This is a genomic window from Thalassotalea psychrophila, from assembly GCF_031583595.1.
GTDB lineage: Bacteria > Pseudomonadota > Gammaproteobacteria > Enterobacterales > Alteromonadaceae > Thalassotalea_A > Thalassotalea_A psychrophila.
The window spans coordinates 2363614-2382738 of the sequence record NZ_CP134145.1 but is presented as its reverse complement, the minus strand read 5'-3'; the positions used below and the strand labels follow the sequence as shown (position 1 = coordinate 2382738).

Annotated in this window: 16 protein-coding genes; 6 read left to right on the top strand and 10 right to left on the bottom strand. The window is 41.0% G+C overall.

The genetic code is table 11. From position 1 onward, the window contains the following. Complete coding sequence (locus RGQ13_RS09645) at positions 1–1053, top strand: alpha/beta hydrolase (protein WP_348393342.1); 1053 nt, start codon at positions 1–3, stop codon at positions 1051–1053. Between the two features lie 100 nt (positions 1054–1153). On the opposite strand, the gene RGQ13_RS09640 is transcribed toward RGQ13_RS09645, so the two are convergent. Continuing rightward, positions 1154–2578 (bottom strand): DUF1214 domain-containing protein, encoded by a 1425-nt coding sequence (locus RGQ13_RS09640; protein ID WP_348393341.1) that lies wholly within the window; start codon positions 2576–2578, stop codon positions 1154–1156. A gap of 130 nt (positions 2579–2708) precedes the next feature. Here RGQ13_RS09640 and RGQ13_RS09635 point away from each other — a divergent pair, with 130 nt between their 5' ends. Beyond that, on the top strand, positions 2709–3689 hold the full coding sequence (locus RGQ13_RS09635; RefSeq protein ID WP_348393340.1) for a LysR family transcriptional regulator: 981 nt from the start codon (positions 2709–2711) through the stop codon (positions 3687–3689). Between the two features lie 75 nt (positions 3690–3764). Here the strand turns inward: RGQ13_RS09635 and RGQ13_RS09630 are convergent, their stop codons facing one another. From RGQ13_RS09630 to RGQ13_RS09605, 6 genes are all read right to left on the bottom strand, one after another. Further along, positions 3765–4544: a glucose 1-dehydrogenase gene (locus RGQ13_RS09630; protein WP_348393339.1), complete on the bottom strand. Its 780-nt coding sequence runs from the start codon at positions 4542–4544 to the stop codon at positions 3765–3767. Between the two features lie 97 nt (positions 4545–4641). Beyond that, positions 4642–5874 carry an acyl-CoA dehydrogenase family protein gene (locus tag RGQ13_RS09625; protein WP_348393338.1) on the bottom strand — a complete coding sequence of 411 codons (1233 nt, stop codon included), beginning with the start codon at positions 5872–5874 and terminating at the stop codon, positions 4642–4644. A gap of 19 nt (positions 5875–5893) precedes the next feature. Next, positions 5894–6664 (bottom strand): SDR family oxidoreductase, encoded by a 771-nt coding sequence (locus RGQ13_RS09620; protein WP_348393337.1) that lies wholly within the window; start codon positions 6662–6664, stop codon positions 5894–5896. Between the two features lie 12 nt (positions 6665–6676). Further along, positions 6677–8242 carry an AMP-binding protein gene (locus RGQ13_RS09615; protein ID WP_348393336.1) on the bottom strand — a complete coding sequence of 522 codons (1566 nt, stop codon included), beginning with the start codon at positions 8240–8242 and terminating at the stop codon, positions 6677–6679. A 5-nt stretch (positions 8243–8247) separates the two neighbouring features. Next, a complete protein-coding gene (locus RGQ13_RS09610; RefSeq protein ID WP_348393335.1) occupies positions 8248–9471 on the bottom strand; it encodes a thiolase family protein in 1224 nt (407 codons plus the stop codon). A 10-nt stretch (positions 9472–9481) separates the two neighbouring features. After that, the gene (locus tag RGQ13_RS09605) at positions 9482–10615 is read right to left on the bottom strand and encodes a saccharopine dehydrogenase family protein (protein ID WP_348393334.1); all 1134 of its coding nucleotides are present in this window, start codon (positions 10613–10615) and stop codon (positions 9482–9484) included. Between the two features lie 207 nt (positions 10616–10822). Here RGQ13_RS09605 and RGQ13_RS09600 point away from each other — a divergent pair, with 207 nt between their 5' ends. Next, positions 10823–11842, top strand: a complete 1020-nt coding sequence (locus tag RGQ13_RS09600) for a helix-turn-helix domain-containing protein (protein ID WP_348393333.1) — start codon at positions 10823–10825, stop codon at positions 11840–11842. Between the two features lie 78 nt (positions 11843–11920). Here the strand turns inward: RGQ13_RS09600 and RGQ13_RS09595 are convergent, their stop codons facing one another. The 3 genes from RGQ13_RS09595 to RGQ13_RS09585 all read right to left on the bottom strand — a co-directional run bounded on the left by RGQ13_RS09595 (position 11921) and on the right by RGQ13_RS09585 (position 15458). Further along, positions 11921–13069: an acyl-CoA dehydrogenase family protein gene (locus RGQ13_RS09595; RefSeq protein WP_348393332.1), complete on the bottom strand. Its 1149-nt coding sequence runs from the start codon at positions 13067–13069 to the stop codon at positions 11921–11923. Positions 13070–13147: 78 nt separating this feature from the next. Beyond that, on the bottom strand, positions 13148–14800 hold the full coding sequence (locus tag RGQ13_RS09590) for an AMP-binding protein (RefSeq protein ID WP_348393331.1): 1653 nt from the start codon (positions 14798–14800) through the stop codon (positions 13148–13150). Between the two features lie 52 nt (positions 14801–14852). After that, positions 14853–15458 carry a TetR/AcrR family transcriptional regulator gene (locus RGQ13_RS09585; RefSeq protein ID WP_348393330.1) on the bottom strand — a complete coding sequence of 202 codons (606 nt, stop codon included), beginning with the start codon at positions 15456–15458 and terminating at the stop codon, positions 14853–14855. Positions 15459–15729: 271 nt separating this feature from the next. On the opposite strand from RGQ13_RS09585, the gene RGQ13_RS09580 reads away from it, so the two are divergent. The 3 genes from RGQ13_RS09580 to RGQ13_RS09570 are packed head-to-tail and all read left to right on the top strand — an operon-like array spanning position 15730 to position 19124. Then, the gene (locus tag RGQ13_RS09580; RefSeq protein WP_348393329.1) at positions 15730–16584 is read left to right on the top strand and encodes a BKACE family enzyme; all 855 of its coding nucleotides are present in this window, start codon (positions 15730–15732) and stop codon (positions 16582–16584) included. Positions 16585–16607: 23 nt separating this feature from the next. Next, positions 16608–17492 carry an SDR family oxidoreductase gene (locus tag RGQ13_RS09575; protein WP_348393328.1) on the top strand — a complete coding sequence of 295 codons (885 nt, stop codon included), beginning with the start codon at positions 16608–16610 and terminating at the stop codon, positions 17490–17492. A gap of 18 nt (positions 17493–17510) precedes the next feature. Continuing rightward, entirely contained in the window at positions 17511–19124 is a 1614-nt protein-coding gene (locus RGQ13_RS09570) for an acyl-CoA carboxylase subunit beta (RefSeq protein ID WP_348393327.1), read from the top strand. The last annotated feature ends 1 nt before the right edge of the window (position 19125 follow it).

Sequence of the window (19125 nt, the reverse complement as noted above, 5' to 3'; positions counted from 1 at the left end):
ATGCCTGAACTAAACATAACGTCTTCACAAAAAGTATCTAATGCAGCAATAGATGCGAACGATAAATCAAAGATTATATTTATTAATGATAAAATCAGCTGGCAAGCAAAATTGCTTAATTCGGTATTACTAAAGCGAATACTAAAACCGCTGATCAGCAAAGTAACCAAAGAAGAGCTGGATGTTAAAGCCTCTCGTTCTGGAGTAAAATATTTTGATAAACTGGCGGCTAAGCACAAATCAACAAAGGCCAAAAATTCTGACTCACAAACATTAAATCAACAAAACCCAGAACAGTTTTCAACAAGAAACCTGGCAAATGTACCTTGCAGTTACCTGGAAACAACCAGTACTAACGAACGGATTCTTTTGTACTTTCATGGTGGCGGGTTTTGCATTCATTTACCAAAAACCTATGAACATTTTGTCGGTAAATTAGCCCAGGATTTAAACGCAAATGCCTTTATGCCAAATTATCGGTTAGCGCCGGAGCATCCATTCCCTGCCGGCATTGACGACTGCTTAAACGTGTATAAACAGTTGTTAAAGATAGGTTATCAAGCGAAAAACATCATAATTTCCGGAGATTCCGCTGGCGGCAATTTGACCTTAACCACATTAATCCAAATTCGCGATCAAAATTTACCAGCACCAGCTGCAGCTATTTTAATTTCGCCAGCAACCGATGTATCAACGTCAGGCTTTGAATTAATGGCTGAAAATAGTGGCAAAGACTCCGTATTTACAATAGATGCGTTAAAAACATTAACACTAAATTACACCACAGCAGCGATTGGAGGAGATAATAAATTAGTATCGCCGTTGCTCAACGATTTACATGGATTGCCAGCAATGCAATTTCATGTTGGTTCAACCGAATTACTGTTAAACAATTCGGTTCGTGCCAATGACAAAGCTAATAAGGCGGGAACAGATTCACAACTAGTCATTTGGAATAACATGCCGCATGTACATCCGTTGTTTACTTGGTTACCTGAAAGCAAACGGGCGTTAAATATGATGGTGAACTTTGCTGATAAACACTTGATTTAGTCTGCAAGTAATACAAACCCCAAAGTGTCATGCACCCTATTTGGGTACATGACACTTAATTAATTCTGCCTATGGTTATTAATGACAAACTTGCTGACGATTAATCCATCATTACCAAGTCATTTAATTTCCAGTTTTTAATAAACACTTCTTTTGTCGGACCGTAGAAACGGAATAACAAAAAGTAATTTTTTTCTGCTGTAGTCGGTACCCAGTTCGCCTCTTTACCTTTAGGTGCTTGTGGACCAAAATAAATATCTACAGTTCCATCTTCATTTTCTACTAGGCCTTTATCAGATGAAGCCACACCGGCTTTCGGTTGATGTTTAAACCAACCTGCTGTATCTGCATCATGAGCTAACACTGACCAAAAATGTTTTACTGGTACATCAGCAGGAATGGTCATTTGGTAATTTTTACCGCCATCTAATGCTTGGCCATTGCTATCATAAGAATCCATTAAGTAATACGTCGCTGCTCCAAAGTTTTTAACACTGGTAAATGCTGAATAATATGTTGATGCGCGTGCATCTAAAGCCAAATGATTAGGATAAAGCCAACTAAATATTGTTTGTAAACCCGCTTTTGGTGCTAAATTACGCCACTGACGTTGGTCACCATAAAATTTTGAAGTATTAACATTAAACAACTGATCTTTTAAATACTCTTGCGCTTGTTCCGCAGCATCTTGAAATATCTCAAGCTTTCGAGCGTTAACTTGATACTTTTCACCTTTTTCAATGCCAATGCCTTTAAGCTGTCCCATAATGGCTAAATCTTTTTCTTCAACCACTTCTTCTTGAATGATGCTGTGGATATTTTCAAACATTTCGGCATTGAACTCAACAATGCCATCAATGAATTTTTCGTGTAAATCAATATGTTTTGTTTTACGCGGATTGGCTGCCTGGGCTAATGGATAAACGTTAATTTGTTTAGTCCAAGCTTCAGCTTCCTTTAAACTTTCTGCACTGGCATCAGCAATAATAGGTCTTAATGCGGTGTAACCAATATTAGTTGCCTGTTCTAGCATAATGTAACCTGTTGGGATCTTACCCTGATAATTAGGCGGTACCATAAGATATTTTGCCCCACGTCCCCCATCTCGTCCTAAAACACCAACATCATCAAGCGGGCGTTGCCAAGAGTCCATTAATGTACCAAACACTTTCACATCTTTACTCGATGCTGGTATTTCAATAACAACTGGCCCTTGGTTAAGTTGCCAACTGATAAATATATATGGTGTAGTATTGTTTGGCGTGGTTACTTGTGTACGCCAGGTTTGAATTTTTGAGTAGTAGCCAACGTCGTTATAATCTAAACCCGCGCCTTCTAAATGAGCATCGCGCATAGTCTTATAATTCAACAGCGGCATCGCCCACACTGCCGTTTCTACTGCACGACGATGTACCATTTTTTCGTTTGTGGTTAATTCAGAGTATTCTAATGCCATACTTGTAGCAGGCATCATACTTACTGCTGACATACATAAAGTCATTGTTATCAATGCTAATTTGTTCATCTTCTGTTCCTTACTAAATCATTAAGGCTTTAATCAAAGCCAATATAAATATTAAACTTAGATGTCATTATATTGATAGCAATCTAAAAGAATACGCATAATGATTATGACTGTCAGTCATGGTAGTATAATGAAATACGTCAATATCTCTTATATTCGGAGCGTAGAAACCATGCAAGATTCACCTTTGAATAATTTTGATTTAAACTTACTCAAAATCTTTTCAGAAGTTTACCAAACACAAAACCTTACTTTGGCAGCAAAAAAACTTCGCATGACTCAATCTGGTGTAAGTAGAGCAATGCAGCGTATGCGAGATCAACTTGAAGACCCCCTCTTTGTCCGTAAAGGATCTTCGTTAGAGCCAACTCCCCGAGCACAACAAATAGCACTGACACTGCCTAAGATCTTGCAAGACATGGAAAATAATTTTTTTCCAGAACAAACATTTCAACCAGAATTGTTTAAAGGAAAGATTCAAATAGCGGTATCAGGTGCTTTAATCGATGCCTTAGGCACAAATATTGTTTTTGCGTTAAATAAACAGTGTCCACAAGCATTAGTGCAATTGGTGCAATGGTCTAGTGGTACAATCCCAGCGTTAGAACAAGGTGAGATTAATATAGGTATTAATCATTTTCCTTTGCCTGTAGGGCAAAACATTAGACAAATTGCCATATTCAAAGATAGGCCGGTAATATTAATGCGTAACGGTCATCCACTACAGATGAAAGAGTTAACCCCAGATGTACTTAGTTCTGCATCCTTAGCAGGCATGGTAGTACCAGAACTGAATGAGTATCAGACTCTATTGGCTGAAACAATTAAAAATTATGGTTTTCATTATCAACTTCGCTCTGAGCATATTCCGACAATATTTAAAATGCTGCAACACAGTGATTTATTGATGCTCACTATGGAGTTTGCTGCAAGTACGCGCCCTTCCGATATTATTAAAAACTCTATAAATTGGAAATTTCCAATTCCAGAGTTGTCTGTTGCTTTGTATTTTAATCAACGTGATGTTGCACAGCCAATGTATGTTTGGTTACAAGAAATAATTAAGCAAGTGATAACCGAATATCGGGAAAAATTTATCAATCACAGCTAGTGCTAGGCAAAGGTCCTTCGCTTAGCACGTTTAAATACTAACGGTATTAACTCTATCGTAAAACATCATTGAATATTAAGTAGCAGTAAAGCCACCATCAATAACTATTTCTGCTCCAGTAACATATTTTGCTTCATCAGAGGCAAGATAAACACAGCCATGAGCGATATCATCAGGCTGCCCCATTTGTCCCATTGGCACTCTTGATACTTTTTGTTCAATATACTCGTCACGCCAGGCTGGTTCGGCTTCAAGCATCTGCTCCTGAACTAATGGGGTAAGAATATAACCAGGGTGAACCGAATTTACTCTAATGCCATATTGTTTTTTCGCACAATGTAAAGCGGCCGATTTAGTCATTAAGCGAACCGACCCTTTTGATGCGTTGTAAGCAATTGCCATAGCATCGCCGACTAAACCATCAATCGATGAAATATTAATAATATTACCGCCACCATTGACTTTCATCATGGCAATTGATTTTTGCATGCCTAAAAATACACCGTGTACGTTTATTTTTTCAGTAAGTTGCCAGTCTTCCATGGATTGATCTTCAACATTCCCCGGCAAACCAATGCCAGCATTATTAACTAATACATCAAGTTTACCTTGTTGGATTTTGATTTGGGCTATTACTACATCCCAGTTATCTTCACAGCTAACATCCAGTTTTAACGCCGTGGCTTTACCGCCATTATTTCTGATTGTACAGGCAACTTTTTCCGCGCTGTGTTCGTTAACATCAGATACTACGACAACAGCACCATTATTCGAAAATTGCATGCAAATGGCTTCGCCAATACCTGAGCCACCACCAGTAACCAAGACAACTTTATTTATTAATCTCTCACTCATAAGTTCTTCTCATTTAGTTTTTAACTATTGTTATGTAACCGATAAAGGGGAGACTATCCCCTGCTATAATGGAGGGATTACTCCCTCCACAAGGATATTAATTCACTAAATCAGGGTTGATTAGTAAAGACCCACCTTTAAGCGCAAGAAACTCATTACAACCATCAGCAATCATTGAAGCTCTGGCGTCACGTAATAGTTTTTCCATTGGGTATTCTTTGGTAACCCCATTACCACCAAAAATTTGCAAGGCATCACTGGCTACTTCAAACGCAGTTTGAGTTGCTGTTACTTTTGCAGCAATAGAGCCTTGTAAAGCAGCAGATGGTGCTGTGGCATTATATTCACCAGCACGTCTAACCATAGCGCGCGCGCATTCAATCTTACGGAACATATGAAATAAACGATATTTTACTGTTTGATGTTTAATGATCACTTGTCCACCAGCGATACGTTCGTGAGCATATTCAAGAGCGTGTTCATACGCAGCGCGAGCAATACCTACAGCCATATTACCAACGTGCACATTTGCTTCAGCCAGTGTTTCATAAACCTGATGAGCATAATCTTCAGGACCGATGATCATATGCTCTATTGGTAACTCAACATTATCAAAATAAAGTTCGCCTTGATTTAGGCCTCTAAAACCAACTTTATCAAGTGGTTTACCTCGTGTAACACCCTGTGCATTAAGCGGTACAATCACCGTCACCCCAGGCTTTATTTCACCATTTTGTTCTACGTGGCAATACAATGCACATACTTCAGCTGTCATCGAGCCCGATACCCAGGCTGACTTTTGACCGTTAATGATCACTTTATCGCCTTCAATACGGGCTATACAGTTCGCGCGGCCATATTTTCCATTATCAGCAACATTTGCATTAACTGGATCTAACATATCACTACCATGATCCGGTTCAGTAATCCCCCAACAGCCCAACTTGCCATCACAATACTCAACCATATCCATTCGACCTGCGAGCGCACTATACAATGCTGGCATTTGATTAACTAAAATCATACCTGCAAGACCAACATCACCCCACGCTAATTCTTCACATGCGATCAACATTAAGCGGGAGCGTTCATTTGGTTCAAGTTCCATCATGGCAGATATACTTAGACCTAACTCTTTTGATTTTTTAAGCATGTTCCAAACTGGTGAATCTGCTGCAACAGCCTCTTGCGCAGACATTTCGTCTACTTTAACGGCAATAGGGCGAATTTCTTCAACGGCAAAACGGTGACACATATCTTGAACCGCTTGTTCCATTTCTGTTAATGGCCCCTCAAGGCCACTCATAGGTAAATCTATATAATTTGACATTACTTTCTCCATTCAAATTTTATTTGGTGTTGTAGCCTGAAATATAACGAAACAGAGTACGATTGATTTTATCACTGCAAATATTTACTAATAACCGGATCAGTTTTCCCTTGAGGGAAACAACCCTATGGATCATTGAGCTATCTGTCATGCTGTAGATTTCGTTGGCTATATTTTGTGGGCTTTGTGATACCCCTAATTTTTCCATTAATTGCGGCGGTACACCTTGCAGCATGCCGGTTTTTACAAACGAAGGCATAACCGAAGAGACTTGAATATCATGTTGTTGCCATTCAATACTTAACGCTTCAGTGAAACCTTTTACGTAAAACTTACTTGAGCTATACGTACTTAACGACGGAATACCATGCAAACTTGATACTGAGCATAAATTGATTAATCGGCTGTTTGGCGTTGCTTTTAATAGCTCAAAGGCTGCTTTAGAACAGTAAGTTAAGCCTTTGATATTAATATCAATGGTTAGCTCATGTTGCACCATTGGTACATCGATAAATTCACCGCCAAACAACACACCGGCGTTATTTATAAACGCATGCATGGTGCCATTGCTATGCTGTGAAAATTCACTGATAGCTTGTTCGATTGAACCAAATTCAGTCACATCACAATGACCAAAACAACTGTTACTTTCACCAATTTCTTGATGTAGTGCTTGAACCGCATCGATGTTAATGTCGTACAAGCCAACAAACCAACCTTGCTTAGCAAACATGCGAGCAGTTTCCTGTCCGATACCGGCGCCTGCTCCTGTAATAAAAACCGTTTTCATATATAGCCCCTCTTACGCAATTACTGGTTGACAGTAAATGTTGTCGGCATTTTCATCAAAGGCATCTAACAAAAAGCGTTCTTGTGGTTTTTCTGAGGCCGTTTTCGGTATTTGATCAACGATTTGTAAAAAGCTCGGCACAAAACTGGTTTCCAGTTTTTCTTTACAGTAATCAAAAATACTGTCAGCGTTGAACTCATGTTCGTTATTCAACACAAGTGCAGCAACCACATCTTTTTCACCAACACCACCGGTATTATTTAATACGCCATAAACGAAAACATCATAGACAGCATCAAGTTCAGATAGCGCTTTTTCAATAAAAGCAGGGTTAATAAAGTCCCCATTTTTACGAATTCCACCGCCATCTCGGTAATGAAAATACAACCAACCATTTTCATCAACATGACCAATATCGCCCATACGTAACCAGCCGCCTTGGGTTTTCTTCAATGATGCTTCTGGGTTTTTAAAGTATTCAACAACCGGTGTGGTACCATCTGCATTTTTAAAACAGATTTGCCCTGGCTCGCCTGCGGCGCACTCAGTATCATCTTTATTTAGTATTTTCATTTCTAAATTTTGAGGTGACTTACCACAGCTGCCTATTGGTCCTGCACCAGCTGGATTAAAGGTTAACCCACCTTCTGCAGCCCCATAAAACTCAGTAAGTTTTACATCAAAGCGTTGTTCAAAGTCAGCCCAAATCGCTTTTGGCATGCCCGCACTTAAAATAATTCGTACCGGGTTATCGGCATCATTATCTTTTGGTAGGTCGGCATAGATAGCCGTTGTCATACCGCCCAATAAATTAAACCAGGTACAACCGTATTGTCGGGTAATATCCCATAAGCGTGATTTAGAAAATTTAATGCTTATCACACCACGTAACCCTAAGGTAAGTACTGCACCAAGGGTGACAATTTGCGCATTAGCATGAGTAAGAGATAAGCCAGTATAAGGGCGGTCAGCTTGAGTTATGCCTAAAACAGCTGCAACGGATGCTCCCGTGGCAAATTTGATATGCGATGATTTAATCGCTTTTGGATCGCCTGTGGTACCTGAGGTATAAAGCAGCTGCATAGGCGCCAATGGATCATCACTTTCTACAGCAAAATCTGGTACTTCATTGGTTGCGGTCAATACCGATGTTGCATCATTTAGTGAGATGATCCAGTTATCACGTCCTTGCCAAGCCTGGTTAACATTATCCATAGAATAATTGGCAACAACGGCACCTTTACACTCTGCATAGTCAAGCATGTACTTCAGTTTGTCGCCCTTAGTGCGTGGATCAATCGGTACGAATGTCGTCCCTAGAATCGATGAAGCAACCATTAACTCAACAAACTCAGGGTGATTCGCCATGATGATGCCAAAGCTATCGCCTTTTTCTAAGCCTTGTTGTTTCAATTGAGCAGCTAACTTTTGGCCATTATCCCAAAGTTGCTGATAAGTGCGGGTTTCATCAACAATCTGTTTTTGACTATTGATTGCAACAAACGTTAATACATCCAAGTCTGGCTGCTTTTGCGTCCAGTCATAAATTCGGTTTGCTAATATATTTAAATCGCTCATCTTGCTTACTCCGCAGCTAATATGCTGATAACTGCCGCTGCAGCATCTACACCAATTAAGCCACCACCATTATGGGCAAGCCCCACTTTGGCATTGTTAACTTGACGCAATCCAGATTGACCACGTAACTGTTCAGTTAACTCAACAATTTGTGCGGCACCTGTGGCACCAATTGGGTGACCTTTACGTAATAAACCGCCCGATACATTGACCGGAATACGACCACCTAATTTAGTATCGCCAGACTCAATTAATTTACCGCCTTGGCCTTTTTCACATAAACCTAGATACTCATAGCCAGATATTTCTGAAAAAGCAGAGGCATCATGCAGCTCGACTAAATCTAAATCGGATGGCGTTATGTTTGCTTCTGTATAAGCTACCTTTGCAGCAGTGCCACTAACATCTTCAAGTGAATCATCACCAGACATTAATACCGACGATAAAACTTTTATCGGTTTCGCCAATGCCATTTGTTTCGCTTTTTTCTCACTGACCAGTACGAGTGCGGCAGCGCCATCCCCTAATGGAGAACACATAGGCAGTGTAAGCGGGGAAATAATGTCTCTAGATTCAAGTACATCATCTACTGATACTTCTTGTTGAAATTGGGCGCGTGGATTTAAACTACCGTGATATGAGTTTTTCGCCGTTACTGCAGCTATTTGTGCTTGCGTTGTGCCATAGTTTTTCATGTGGGCAATGGACATTAACGAATAGATATCCATAAATACCGAGCGGGTAATACCCGCATTAGGATCTAATTCTTCACCGGCTTTATCAGCAAGTTTTTGTAATGTCCCCTTCATGCCATTTGCATTTTCAATATCAACAGCACCATCAAAGGCGGCAAAACTGCGTGCTTTATCTTGGTGTACAAGTTTTTCAAAACCACACACGAGAACAACATCATAAATACCGGCAGTAATCATCGTACACGCTTGATTAAATGCTGTAGATGACGTTGCACAGGCATTTTCTACGTTTATCACAGGTATTTTACCAATGCCCAATTCACGTAAAGCGACTTGACCACTGATCATTTCTTGGCCTTGAACAACGCCACCGGCTGCATTCCCCATGTAAGCTGCATCTAAATCTTCTTGAGTTAGACCCGAGTCTTTAATAGCTGCTGTAATGGCTTGACCGGCTAATGTTTTCAGTGGCGTTTCTAGGTGTTTACCAAATTTGGTCATACCTACACCAGCAATATAACAATTCATTTTCATAATGTTTGCCTTACGCAGGTAAGCTACAGAAACCAAGTTCATGGAACCTAGTTAATAATTCTCGGTGACCAAAGGCTTGTGCTGCTGACTGGAAGCCGGCTTTTTTCAACTGACCGTTTAATAAACGCTCTGCGCCTTCAGCACAAATATCACCCGTCCAAGTATAAGGAGCTGATAAGTTTAAAGATAAAGAAGTAGTAACCTGACGTCCCTGACCGTAACAAGTGATAACACTACGCTGCACATCTAAACAATCTTTTTCTGGCTCATAAGCCATCATTGAATCACCTAAGGCGTTGGTCCATGCTTCACGTTCAGCGGCGGGTAAATGTGCAGCTTGTTCGTTATATGCCTTAATTCCTGCAATAACAGGATCGATTAATTGCTCACCAATTGCGGTTAATACTTTGCAGTTGCGAACTCGTGGATCATCTTTAAACCAAATTGGTTCACACGCACCACCCCATGGATGAGCGCCCAGTAATGCATTGCGATGTGGCACGGCTACCATATGTTTTACATCATTAGGCCAGGCTACATATTCATTTTGCTCTAAGTAATACTGTGATACGCCATTACAAACCATACGTAAGAATGACTTAGTTGATGCTTCAGACGGTAAACCGTTATCAATTTGGTAGCAAATGTCCAAAGAGTCTACACCCTCAGTTTCAAGTACCACTTCAGCTGCTAATGCACCTGCAGCCCACATGTAAGAGTTAGCCGGGCTTAACAATAAACCTTTTTCTTCATACTCATTGCCAAACTTAGCACGAATCGCGTCGGTCCAATCTTGCTCACCTGTTGTATCAAGGTAATGACAATTAGCTTCTAATGCCGCTTCTACAATTGGCCATGCTACTTGCATAAATGGTCCCGCGACGTTGATCACCACATCTACTTTTTGAAACAATGGCACCAACTCTTCAAGAGTATTCTGGGCAACAGCGACTTCGGCTTTACAACGAACGTTTAAGCCCTGCTCTTCTAAACGAGCATCGACAACGGTAATGGCTTTTTCTAATTTAGCCTGAGTTCGACCAGCCATATAAAATGGAATATTACGCTTAGCTAATTGCTCTGCAACTAACTTACCGGTATAACCGCTGGCACCATATATTAAAACTCTTGTTTGTTGACTCATCTTGTTTCCTTTGTATTTATCACCGACTTATCGGCAGCTTCTTTTAATTCGATGACAAAAATAGCGCAAAGAGATTAAAGTTCGAATAGTGAAAGCGGTCATTAAATTGCGTTTTTCGGACAAGTCGTGAGTTATACTGTTGTAGGAGCACCTAATTATTGATATTTTATAGACCTAGATTATGTATTCTTTGCACGGACAATAAATATGAATAGAATGTCACAATTAACACATTCAGTGCGAAGCTTGGAGATATTGCGTGAATTCCTTGAAAAGCGCGGCATTTCAATAGAGACCACACTAAAGAAAGTGGGTTTCGACCCTTTTGTTATATACGAAAATGACAACAGGATCTGTATAAAAGAAGAATTAGAGTTTTATCGATATTTACTGAAACTAACGGAAGATCCCTATCTGGGGCTGGCATTAGGTCAGGAATATACTTTACCGCGTTATGGCATTTGGGGGTTTACCCTATTGAGTGCGCCATCGTTGCAAGCGGCGATGAAAGATGCGGTAAAATACATCGCACTTACTTATTCTTATTTTCAGTATAAAATAACCGTTGACGACGAACATACCATTATAGAGGCTACGCCGTTCTATGATTATTCTGACTGCCTACAAGTTCTGGCTGACCGGGATCTTGCCTCTTATAAGGTCTGTTTAGATAAAATAACAGGTCGACGAGATACCATCGCCCGACTCGTCTTTCCGCAAAGTTTTTCCGCTAATATTAACAAGTATCAAGAATTTTATGGCTGCCCGATCGATATTAGCGGTGATTGTTATCAAGTATTCATAAAAAATGAACGAGTGACTGCACCATTACCAAACAGTAATGACGAGACTTATAAGCTTTGTTCAGAACGTTGTGCGCAGCAAGATAAAAACTTAGCCAGCTTCGGTGGCATGACTCAAAAAGTAAAGGAGCTATTATTAAACTCGCAAGGGAGTCTACCGAGCATAGAGGTGGTTGCACGCAGTTTTAACATCTCTTCGCGTACATTACGTCGGCGATTAACTGACGAAGGCAATGGCTTTAATAATATCGTCCAGCAAGTCAGGTTTGATCTCGCCAAAGAGTACCTTAAATCAACCGATATCAAAATCGAAGATATTGCCTTTATCCTTAATTTCAAAGACCCAGGCAACTTTACTAACGCATTTAAAGGCTGGAGTGGTAAATCTCCTTCTAAATATCGCCAGGAACTGTTTAATATTTAGAACTAAGCTTTAAGGTGTTAGACGGTACTGCCTACGTCCATGCAAGCAGTATCAAAGTAAAGCTGAAAGTTAAAACAATTATCGACTAAAGATTTCACGAGAGATTATTTCTTTCATAATTTCATTAGAGCCTGCATAGATACGCTGCGCACGCGAATCTGCCCAGGCCCGAGTAACCGGGTATTCCCACATATAACCGTAGCCACCATGAAGTTGCACACATTCATCAAGTACTTTGCATTGCAAGTCGGTAATATGTAACTTAAGTTTGGCAGCTTCAGTACCACAGAGTTGCTTTTGCAAGTGTAACTCTATACATCTATCCAAATAGACACGGGCTACCGAAAGTTCAGTGTCCATTTCGGCAATTTTGAAACGGGTATTTTGAAAACTGGCAACTTCTTTGCCAAAGGCTTTGCGTTCTTGCACATATTCAATGGTTTGTTCAAGAACAGATTCAGCAACGGCCTGACCATTCACCGCAATTGCCAAACGTTCTTGTGCCAAATCGTTCATCAGATAATAAAAGCCTTTACCCTCTTCTCCTAACAAGTTTTCTTTTGGCACTTTAACGTCCTGGAAAAACAACTCTGCGGTATCACAAGCATGCGAGCCGGCTTTATGTAATTTCTGGCCTTTTTCAAAGCCGGCCATACCCGCTTCGACAATGAACAGGCTAACACCACGTGAACCTGCCTCAGGATCCGTTTTAACCGCAACTACGATGATATCAGAGCAAAAACCATTGGTAATAAAGGTTTTTGAACCATTGAGCAAATAATATTCGCCATGATCAACTGCCGTCGTTTTTATTGATTTTACATCTGAACCAGCACCGGGTTCACTCATGGCAAGCGCACCTATGGCCTCACCACTGACCATTTGAGCCAGGTATTTTTGTTTTTGCTGTTCATTACCGTAATTGAGGATATATTCACATACGATGTTTGAATGCATCAAAAAGCCAATTAAACCACTTAAACCTGCACGGCCAATCTCCTCATCCACAATGCAGTTGTAACGATAATCAACGCCAAAACCACCATATTGTTCAGGTAATTGTGGGCATAACATGCCCTGTTCTCCAGCTTTTTGCCAAAAATCTCTATCGACAAATTTTTGCGCTTCCCAGCTTTCGTGTCGAGGAGTAGCTTCCTTAACAAGGAATTTACGTACTGTGTCGCGAAATAGTTCCATATCTGAATCAAATAGGGTTCTTGGTATCATAAGATATTCTCTTCTTTATTATGTTTGTTTGATGTTAAAAATCTTTGAAGTAAGGTGAACTCATTTAATGATTAAAAGTTACTGCCAATTTACGCCCTGATCCGCCGGTAAGGCATTCACAATTGATATATAGCGTGCTGAAATTGAATTTCGGCGCAATTTCATCGTTGGCGTTAATAGCTCATTTTCAATTGTCCACTCATCTTTGACTAATAATACCTGCTTAACCCGCTCAAAAGATTCCAGTTGCGGGTTAAGCTCCTGAAGTTTTGCCTCGATCATTAGGGTAACGCTCTGCTTGTCCATGTCTTTACCCAGTTCAGATAAACCCGCTAATAAAAATGGCGAATCTAAACCATGTCCAATAACACACATTTGCCCTAAACAATTGATATTACCCAAGATATTTTCAATATTTGTCGGCTTAACGAATTTGCCCTTGGTGGTTTTAAAGACTTCACTTAAACGCCCGGTAACGTGTAACAACCCCTGTTCATCAACCATACCGGTATCGCCGGTATGGTAATAACCATCACGTAACACTTCGGCCGTTCTTTCCGGCTCCAGGTAATAGCCTTTCATCAAGGCCTTACTCTTAAATAAAATTTCGTTATCCGCGCCTATTTTTACTTCACAACCGTTAAAAGGTTTTCCGACGGTTCCTGCTACCGGGTTATTATCGAGACAGATACAGCCATGAATACAGTTTTCTGTCATGCCATAGCCATTTTTAAGTGCCATGCCTAAATTTTGATACCACAATTGTAATTCTAAAGGGGTTGGCGAAGAGCCGGTAATGATAATATCGGCACAATCTAACCCCAACTGTGTGCGGATTTGTTGCTTAAATCCCTCGACTTTATTTTGATCGGGATCATTAAGCATCGTCTCCATGGCTTCTGGCGATATTTTGCTCTCTATCGCCTCTTTAAATTTTTGCCATAATCTTGGTACCGAGAAAAAGAATGTCGGTTTTGCACGTTTCAGGTCGCTATTAAATGTCTCCATAGATTCAGGAAAAGCAACCGTGCCACCGGTATACAGACTATAAAGTAATACCAGCACACGCTCTGCTGTATGCGACAAAGGCAGGTATGAAAAAAACCTGGATTTTTCAGTCAGTTTAAAGTCTTCAGCCATGTAAGTTACTGCCAAAGAGACATTGTCAAAATGATGCATAACACCTTTCGGATTACCGGTGGTACCTGAGGTATACATGAGTGAATAAAGTGCGTTAAGACTTGGTAGGGGGCTATCAGGAATTGGTTGATAGTTTTCAACAATGTCTACTAAGCAAACATCACATTGTGTTTCACATCCCATTAAAGCAACTCGTTTAATATCCATGCCCGACAAAGTTTTATTAATGGTTTGTGGTGAATCTGCCTGGCCAAGAAGTATAAGCTGACAGTCACTATGATTTAATACATATTGCATCGATTGCATTGACTGCCCGGTATATAGCGGCACACTCACATGACCACTCATCATTATGGCAAAATCCGCAATAAACCAATCAGGGCTATTTTGGGAATAAATAGCAATACGGCTACCAACTGGATAGTTTAATTCAAGCAGATATGCCGCTAATTGACGAGCACGGCGAGCAACTTCTCCCCACGTAAATTCAATAAACTCGCCTTTATATGACTGCTTTAAATATATTTCTTCAGGTTTGTTTGCTTCCCAATAGTACAAACGCTCCAGTGGTTGCTGTATTTCTATCGACATCGGTGTTTCCTCATGATTTTTTTATTATTTATTATTTATTATTAACTGTACGTTATTGCTGATGAATTATACTTTCAAATAGCCGGTCAGATAACTCCTTCTGAGAGAGTGTTCCGCTAGGCTTGTACCAATTACAAGTTTCCAGCAATGCTCCACGGATAAAATGTCTCAGTACCCGTGCTTCAGCATTAACAACACTTTGTTGCTGTAAACTTTCAAGGACTTTGTGCCATCTTGCTTCATAGCGTTGTCGAAGCGATAAGATGCAAGCTCGATTATCAGCATTGAGTGAACGCCATTCAGGGATCATTAACTGAAAACCTGGGTCATTTTCATCATGCAAGGCGGTAATTTCACAATGAATTAATATTCTGAGTTGCTGTTTAGCATCCGTTGTACCTTCCATAGCAAGCTCCATAAATTTGCTCGCTTTCAATATGGCTTCTGCCATAGCTATGCAGAGGATTGCTTCTTTATTGGGGAAGTGATGAAACAAGCTACCAGATAAAATCCCTAACTCAGAGGCTATATCTCTGACGGTCGTTCTGGCATAACCTTTTTGATTAAATAACTTTGCAGCAACATTAACCAGGCGGCCTTTCGCTGAATCAGCTTCAATTAGCTGAACCTCATCACAGTATTTATAATTTTCAATCATACGGCTCCAGTCCTAAGTTTTTCTGCCAAATGATAATTACTGCTGTTTGAGAATTATTATTTAACCTTAATCGCACACCAAGCGCTTGCTTGCTTTATTACTATTCAATAAATTGGCGTTAATAGCAATCAAAAAGTTGATGATATGTTTAGTTAAAGCCTAAATAGAAATTTTTGATAATAATTTTTTATTATCATTGACAACCAAGCGCTTGCTTGGTTTAATTAATTCAAATCGAAATCACATTAATCATATTTTTTGGAGATTAAAAATGTCTGATAAAGCAGTCATCACATGTTCATTAACTGGTGTATTAACAGACCCAAAACAGCACCCTGTTCCCGTAACTCCTGCACAAATGGCAGCTTCCGCGAAACAAGCATACGATGCCGGTGCAAGCTGTATGCATATTCATTTTCGTCAACAAGAAGAAGGCAAAGGACACTTGATGTGTTGGGATCCTGAAGTGGCGCTGGAAATGTCAAATGCTATTCGCGAAGCTTGTCCTGATGTGATCATCAATTACACCACAGGTACCATTAAACGCGATCAACAAGGCCCTATTAACTGTATCCGCAGCGGCAAACCAGAAATAGCAGCCTGTAATGCCGGTAGCCTTAATTACCTTAAAGTAAGATCAAATGGCAGTTGGGCCTGGCCACCTATGTTGTTTGAGAATCCGGTAGATAAAATTGAAGAACTTCTGGCAGTGATGAAAGAAACCGGAACCCGTGCCGAGTTTGAATGTTTTGATGTCGGAATTGTCCGTGCTGTTGGCATGTTTCAGGAAGTCGGCATTGTTAACAGGTTAGATTACAACTTAGTCATGGGGGTTAACTCGGGTATGCCGGTTGATGCTGACTTGCTTGAATTGTTGATGAAATATCTAAAGCCAGGAGCACACTGGCAAACCACGTTAATTGGCCGAGAAGAGATCTGGCCTGTTCATCGCAAAACAGCAGAATTGGGTGGCCACTTACGTACAGGAGTCGAAGATACCTTTTATTTACCAGACGGAAGTCGTACCAGCGGTAACGGCCAGCTAATTGAAACCTTAGTTAACTATGCCGAGGCAGCAGGGCGCACTATTGCTACGCCAAAAGAAGCCAGAGAAATATTCTTATAAAATTTAAATACAAAGAAACCATTATGACTTATCAATCTACATTAGCAGCAAATATATTTAGTGGCCAAACCATCATAATCACCGGCGGTGGTAGTGGTATTGGCCGCTGTACTGCCCATGAAATGGCAAGCTTAGGCGCGAAAGTCATTTTAGTTGGCCGAACCCAGACCAAGTTAGATAACGTTGCAGCTGAGATCAGCCAGGATAATGATTTAGTGGATACCTATGCACTGGATATTCGAGATGAAGACGAAGTACGTGCCTGTATAAGTAGACTAATTGCAAAACACGGTGTCATTCACGGCCTAGTCAATAATGCCGGTGGCCAGTTCCCTGCCAAAATGGAAAATATTTCCAAAAAAGGCTTCGAAGCTGTGGTTGCAAATAATTTAACCGGCGGATTTTTAATCTCCCGAGAAGTATTTCGTCAAAGCATGAAAGCCAATGGTGGTGCCATCGTTAATATTACCGCGGATAATTTAAATGGTATGCCGAATATGGGGCATTCAGGCGCCGCCCGGGCCGGAGTCGAAAATCTTACAAAAACACAGGCCTGGGAATGGGGCCAATACGGTGTCCGGGTTAATGCCGTAGCGCCGGGTTGGGTTAATTCCAGTGGATTTGATACTTATGATGAGTCGATGAAAGCGATGATCCTCAGCCTTAAAAACCATGTACCGCTTAAACGCGTTGCCACCGAAGCCGAAATAAGCTCAGTACTAAGCTTTTTAATCAGCCGGGCTGCCAATTATATCAGTGGCCAGACAATAAGGGTCGACGGTGCATCCTCTTTGGGTTCTAGTTCTGTAGTCTGTCCATTGCCCTCCTCTGCTGCGACCAACAGTGAATCTTTTAATGGATTTCACCGCTCTGAGCTCCCCAACGTATTAAAAAATAATAACAAATAAATTAAAGAGATTAATGATATGCCTAAATTAGCATCAGGTATCGATACCAATAGCCTTGATTTTTCAGAAAACAGCAGTGCCATGATCACCGCCATTGACAGTTTTCGAGCCATAGAAAACAAAGTGATAACTACGGCAGAAAAAGCACGTGCACGTTATGAAAAACGCGGTATGTTAATGCCAAGAGAGCGATTAAGCCTGTTACTAGATCAAGGCTCGGCTTTTCTCGAACTAAGCTCCCTCGCCGGATTTATGATGTATGACGACACCGACGGTACAGGTGCCGGAGCGGGTGTTATTTCTGGTATCGGTTATGTCAGTGGTGTGCGTTGCCTGATCATCGTCGATAATTTTGCCATCAAAGGCGGTACGATCACGCCAATAGGCTTACAAAAAAAATTACGCTTGCAACAAATTGCCCTGGAAAATAAATTGCCGATAGTGTCACTAGCCCAAAGTGGTGGTGCAAACTTAACTTATGCTGCCGAAACGTTTGTCCAGGGCGGCAGAGGATTTGCCAACCAGGCCAGGTTATCTGCCGCGGGCATTCCACAAATCACCGTCGTTCACGGCAGTGCAACGGCAGGTGGAGCCTATCAACCGGGTTTATCCGATTACATCATTATGGTGCGCGAGCAAGCCACTATGTACCTGGCTGGACCGCCATTATTAAAAGCCGCTACCGGTGAAATCGCAGATGATGAAACCCTCGGCGGCGCCAATATGCATACCAGTGAATCTGGTGTTGGCGACTATCTTGCTGAAAATGATAGCGATGGTATTCGAATTGCCAGAGATATCCTGGCGCAAATGCCCTGGAATGAACAATTACCTCACCAGCAAAAATTATCTTATGAAAAGCCCATTTTTTCGGCTGAAGAATTAATAGGCATAGTCCCTGCTGATGCCAAAACTCCGTATGATTGCAAGGAGATAATTTCCAGAATTGTCGATGCTTCAAATTTTCTGGAGTTTAAACATGAATATGATCAACAAACCATTTGTGGCCATGCCAAAATTGCCGGAAAAAGTTGCGGGATAATCGGTAACAACGGCCCTATTACGTCTGCCGGCGCGGCAAAAGCCGGACAGTTTATACAACTGTGTGAACAGTCAAATACACCGCTGTTATTTTTACACAATATCACCGGCTTTATGGTCGGTACCGAGCCAGAGCACAGCGGTATTATAAAACACGGCTCCAAACTGATTCAGGCTGTCGCCAATGCAACCGTGCCAAAATTTAGTATTAATGTCGGTGGCTCATATGGTGCCGGCAACTATGCCATGTGTGGCAGGGGCTTTGATCCGCGTTTTCTGTTTTCCTGGCCGAATAGCACAACGGCCGTTATGGGTGCGGCCCAGGCCGGAATGGTATTACGAATTGTTGCAGAAGCGAAAATGCGTAAACAAGGCAATATAGATCAAGACAAATTAGCCTCTGTGGAAAAAGCCACCAGTGAGATGATGCAAAGCAAAACCACCGCGTTAGCCTGCACCGCCAGAATTGAAGATGACGGTCTTATCGACCCAAGAGATACCCGAACAATCATTGCGTTGTTATTAGATATTTGTAATGAAGCAGAACAACGAAAAGTTCGTAGCAACACGTTTGGTATTGCCCGTTTTTAAT

What these genes read in the sequence shown, in the direction of transcription:
- RGQ13_RS09615 (WP_348393336.1), bottom strand. Translation starts at nt 8,242, where the DNA reads ATGAGCGATTTAAATATATTAGCAAACCGAATTTATGACTGGACGCAA.
- RGQ13_RS09620 (WP_348393337.1), bottom strand. Translation starts at nt 6,664, where the DNA reads ATGAAAACGGTTTTTATTACAGGAGCAGGCGCCGGTATCGGACAGGAA.
- RGQ13_RS09610 (WP_348393335.1), bottom strand. Translation starts at nt 9,471, where the DNA reads ATGAAAATGAATTGTTATATTGCTGGTGTAGGTATGACCAAATTTGGT.
- RGQ13_RS09585 (WP_348393330.1), bottom strand. Translation starts at nt 15,458, where the DNA reads ATGATTGAAAATTATAAATACTGTGATGAGGTTCAGCTAATTGAAGCT.
- RGQ13_RS09630 (WP_348393339.1), bottom strand. Translation starts at nt 4,544, where the DNA reads ATGAGTGAGAGATTAATAAATAAAGTTGTCTTGGTTACTGGTGGTGGC.
- RGQ13_RS09600 (WP_348393333.1), top strand. Translation starts at nt 10,823, where the DNA reads ATGAATAGAATGTCACAATTAACACATTCAGTGCGAAGCTTGGAGATA.
- RGQ13_RS09625 (WP_348393338.1), bottom strand. Translation starts at nt 5,874, where the DNA reads ATGTCAAATTATATAGATTTACCTATGAGTGGCCTTGAGGGGCCATTA.
- RGQ13_RS09570 (WP_348393327.1), top strand. Translation starts at nt 17,511, where the DNA reads ATGCCTAAATTAGCATCAGGTATCGATACCAATAGCCTTGATTTTTCA.
- RGQ13_RS09595 (WP_348393332.1), bottom strand. Translation starts at nt 13,069, where the DNA reads ATGATACCAAGAACCCTATTTGATTCAGATATGGAACTATTTCGCGAC.
- RGQ13_RS09635 (WP_348393340.1), top strand. Translation starts at nt 2,709, where the DNA reads ATGAAATACGTCAATATCTCTTATATTCGGAGCGTAGAAACCATGCAA.
- RGQ13_RS09640 (WP_348393341.1), bottom strand. Translation starts at nt 2,578, where the DNA reads ATGAACAAATTAGCATTGATAACAATGACTTTATGTATGTCAGCAGTA.
- RGQ13_RS09605 (WP_348393334.1), bottom strand. Translation starts at nt 10,615, where the DNA reads ATGAGTCAACAAACAAGAGTTTTAATATATGGTGCCAGCGGTTATACC.
- RGQ13_RS09580 (WP_348393329.1), top strand. Translation starts at nt 15,730, where the DNA reads ATGTCTGATAAAGCAGTCATCACATGTTCATTAACTGGTGTATTAACA.
- RGQ13_RS09645 (WP_348393342.1), top strand. Translation starts at nt 1, where the DNA reads ATGCCTGAACTAAACATAACGTCTTCACAAAAAGTATCTAATGCAGCA.
- RGQ13_RS09590 (WP_348393331.1), bottom strand. Translation starts at nt 14,800, where the DNA reads ATGTCGATAGAAATACAGCAACCACTGGAGCGTTTGTACTATTGGGAA.
- RGQ13_RS09575 (WP_348393328.1), top strand. Translation starts at nt 16,608, where the DNA reads ATGACTTATCAATCTACATTAGCAGCAAATATATTTAGTGGCCAAACC.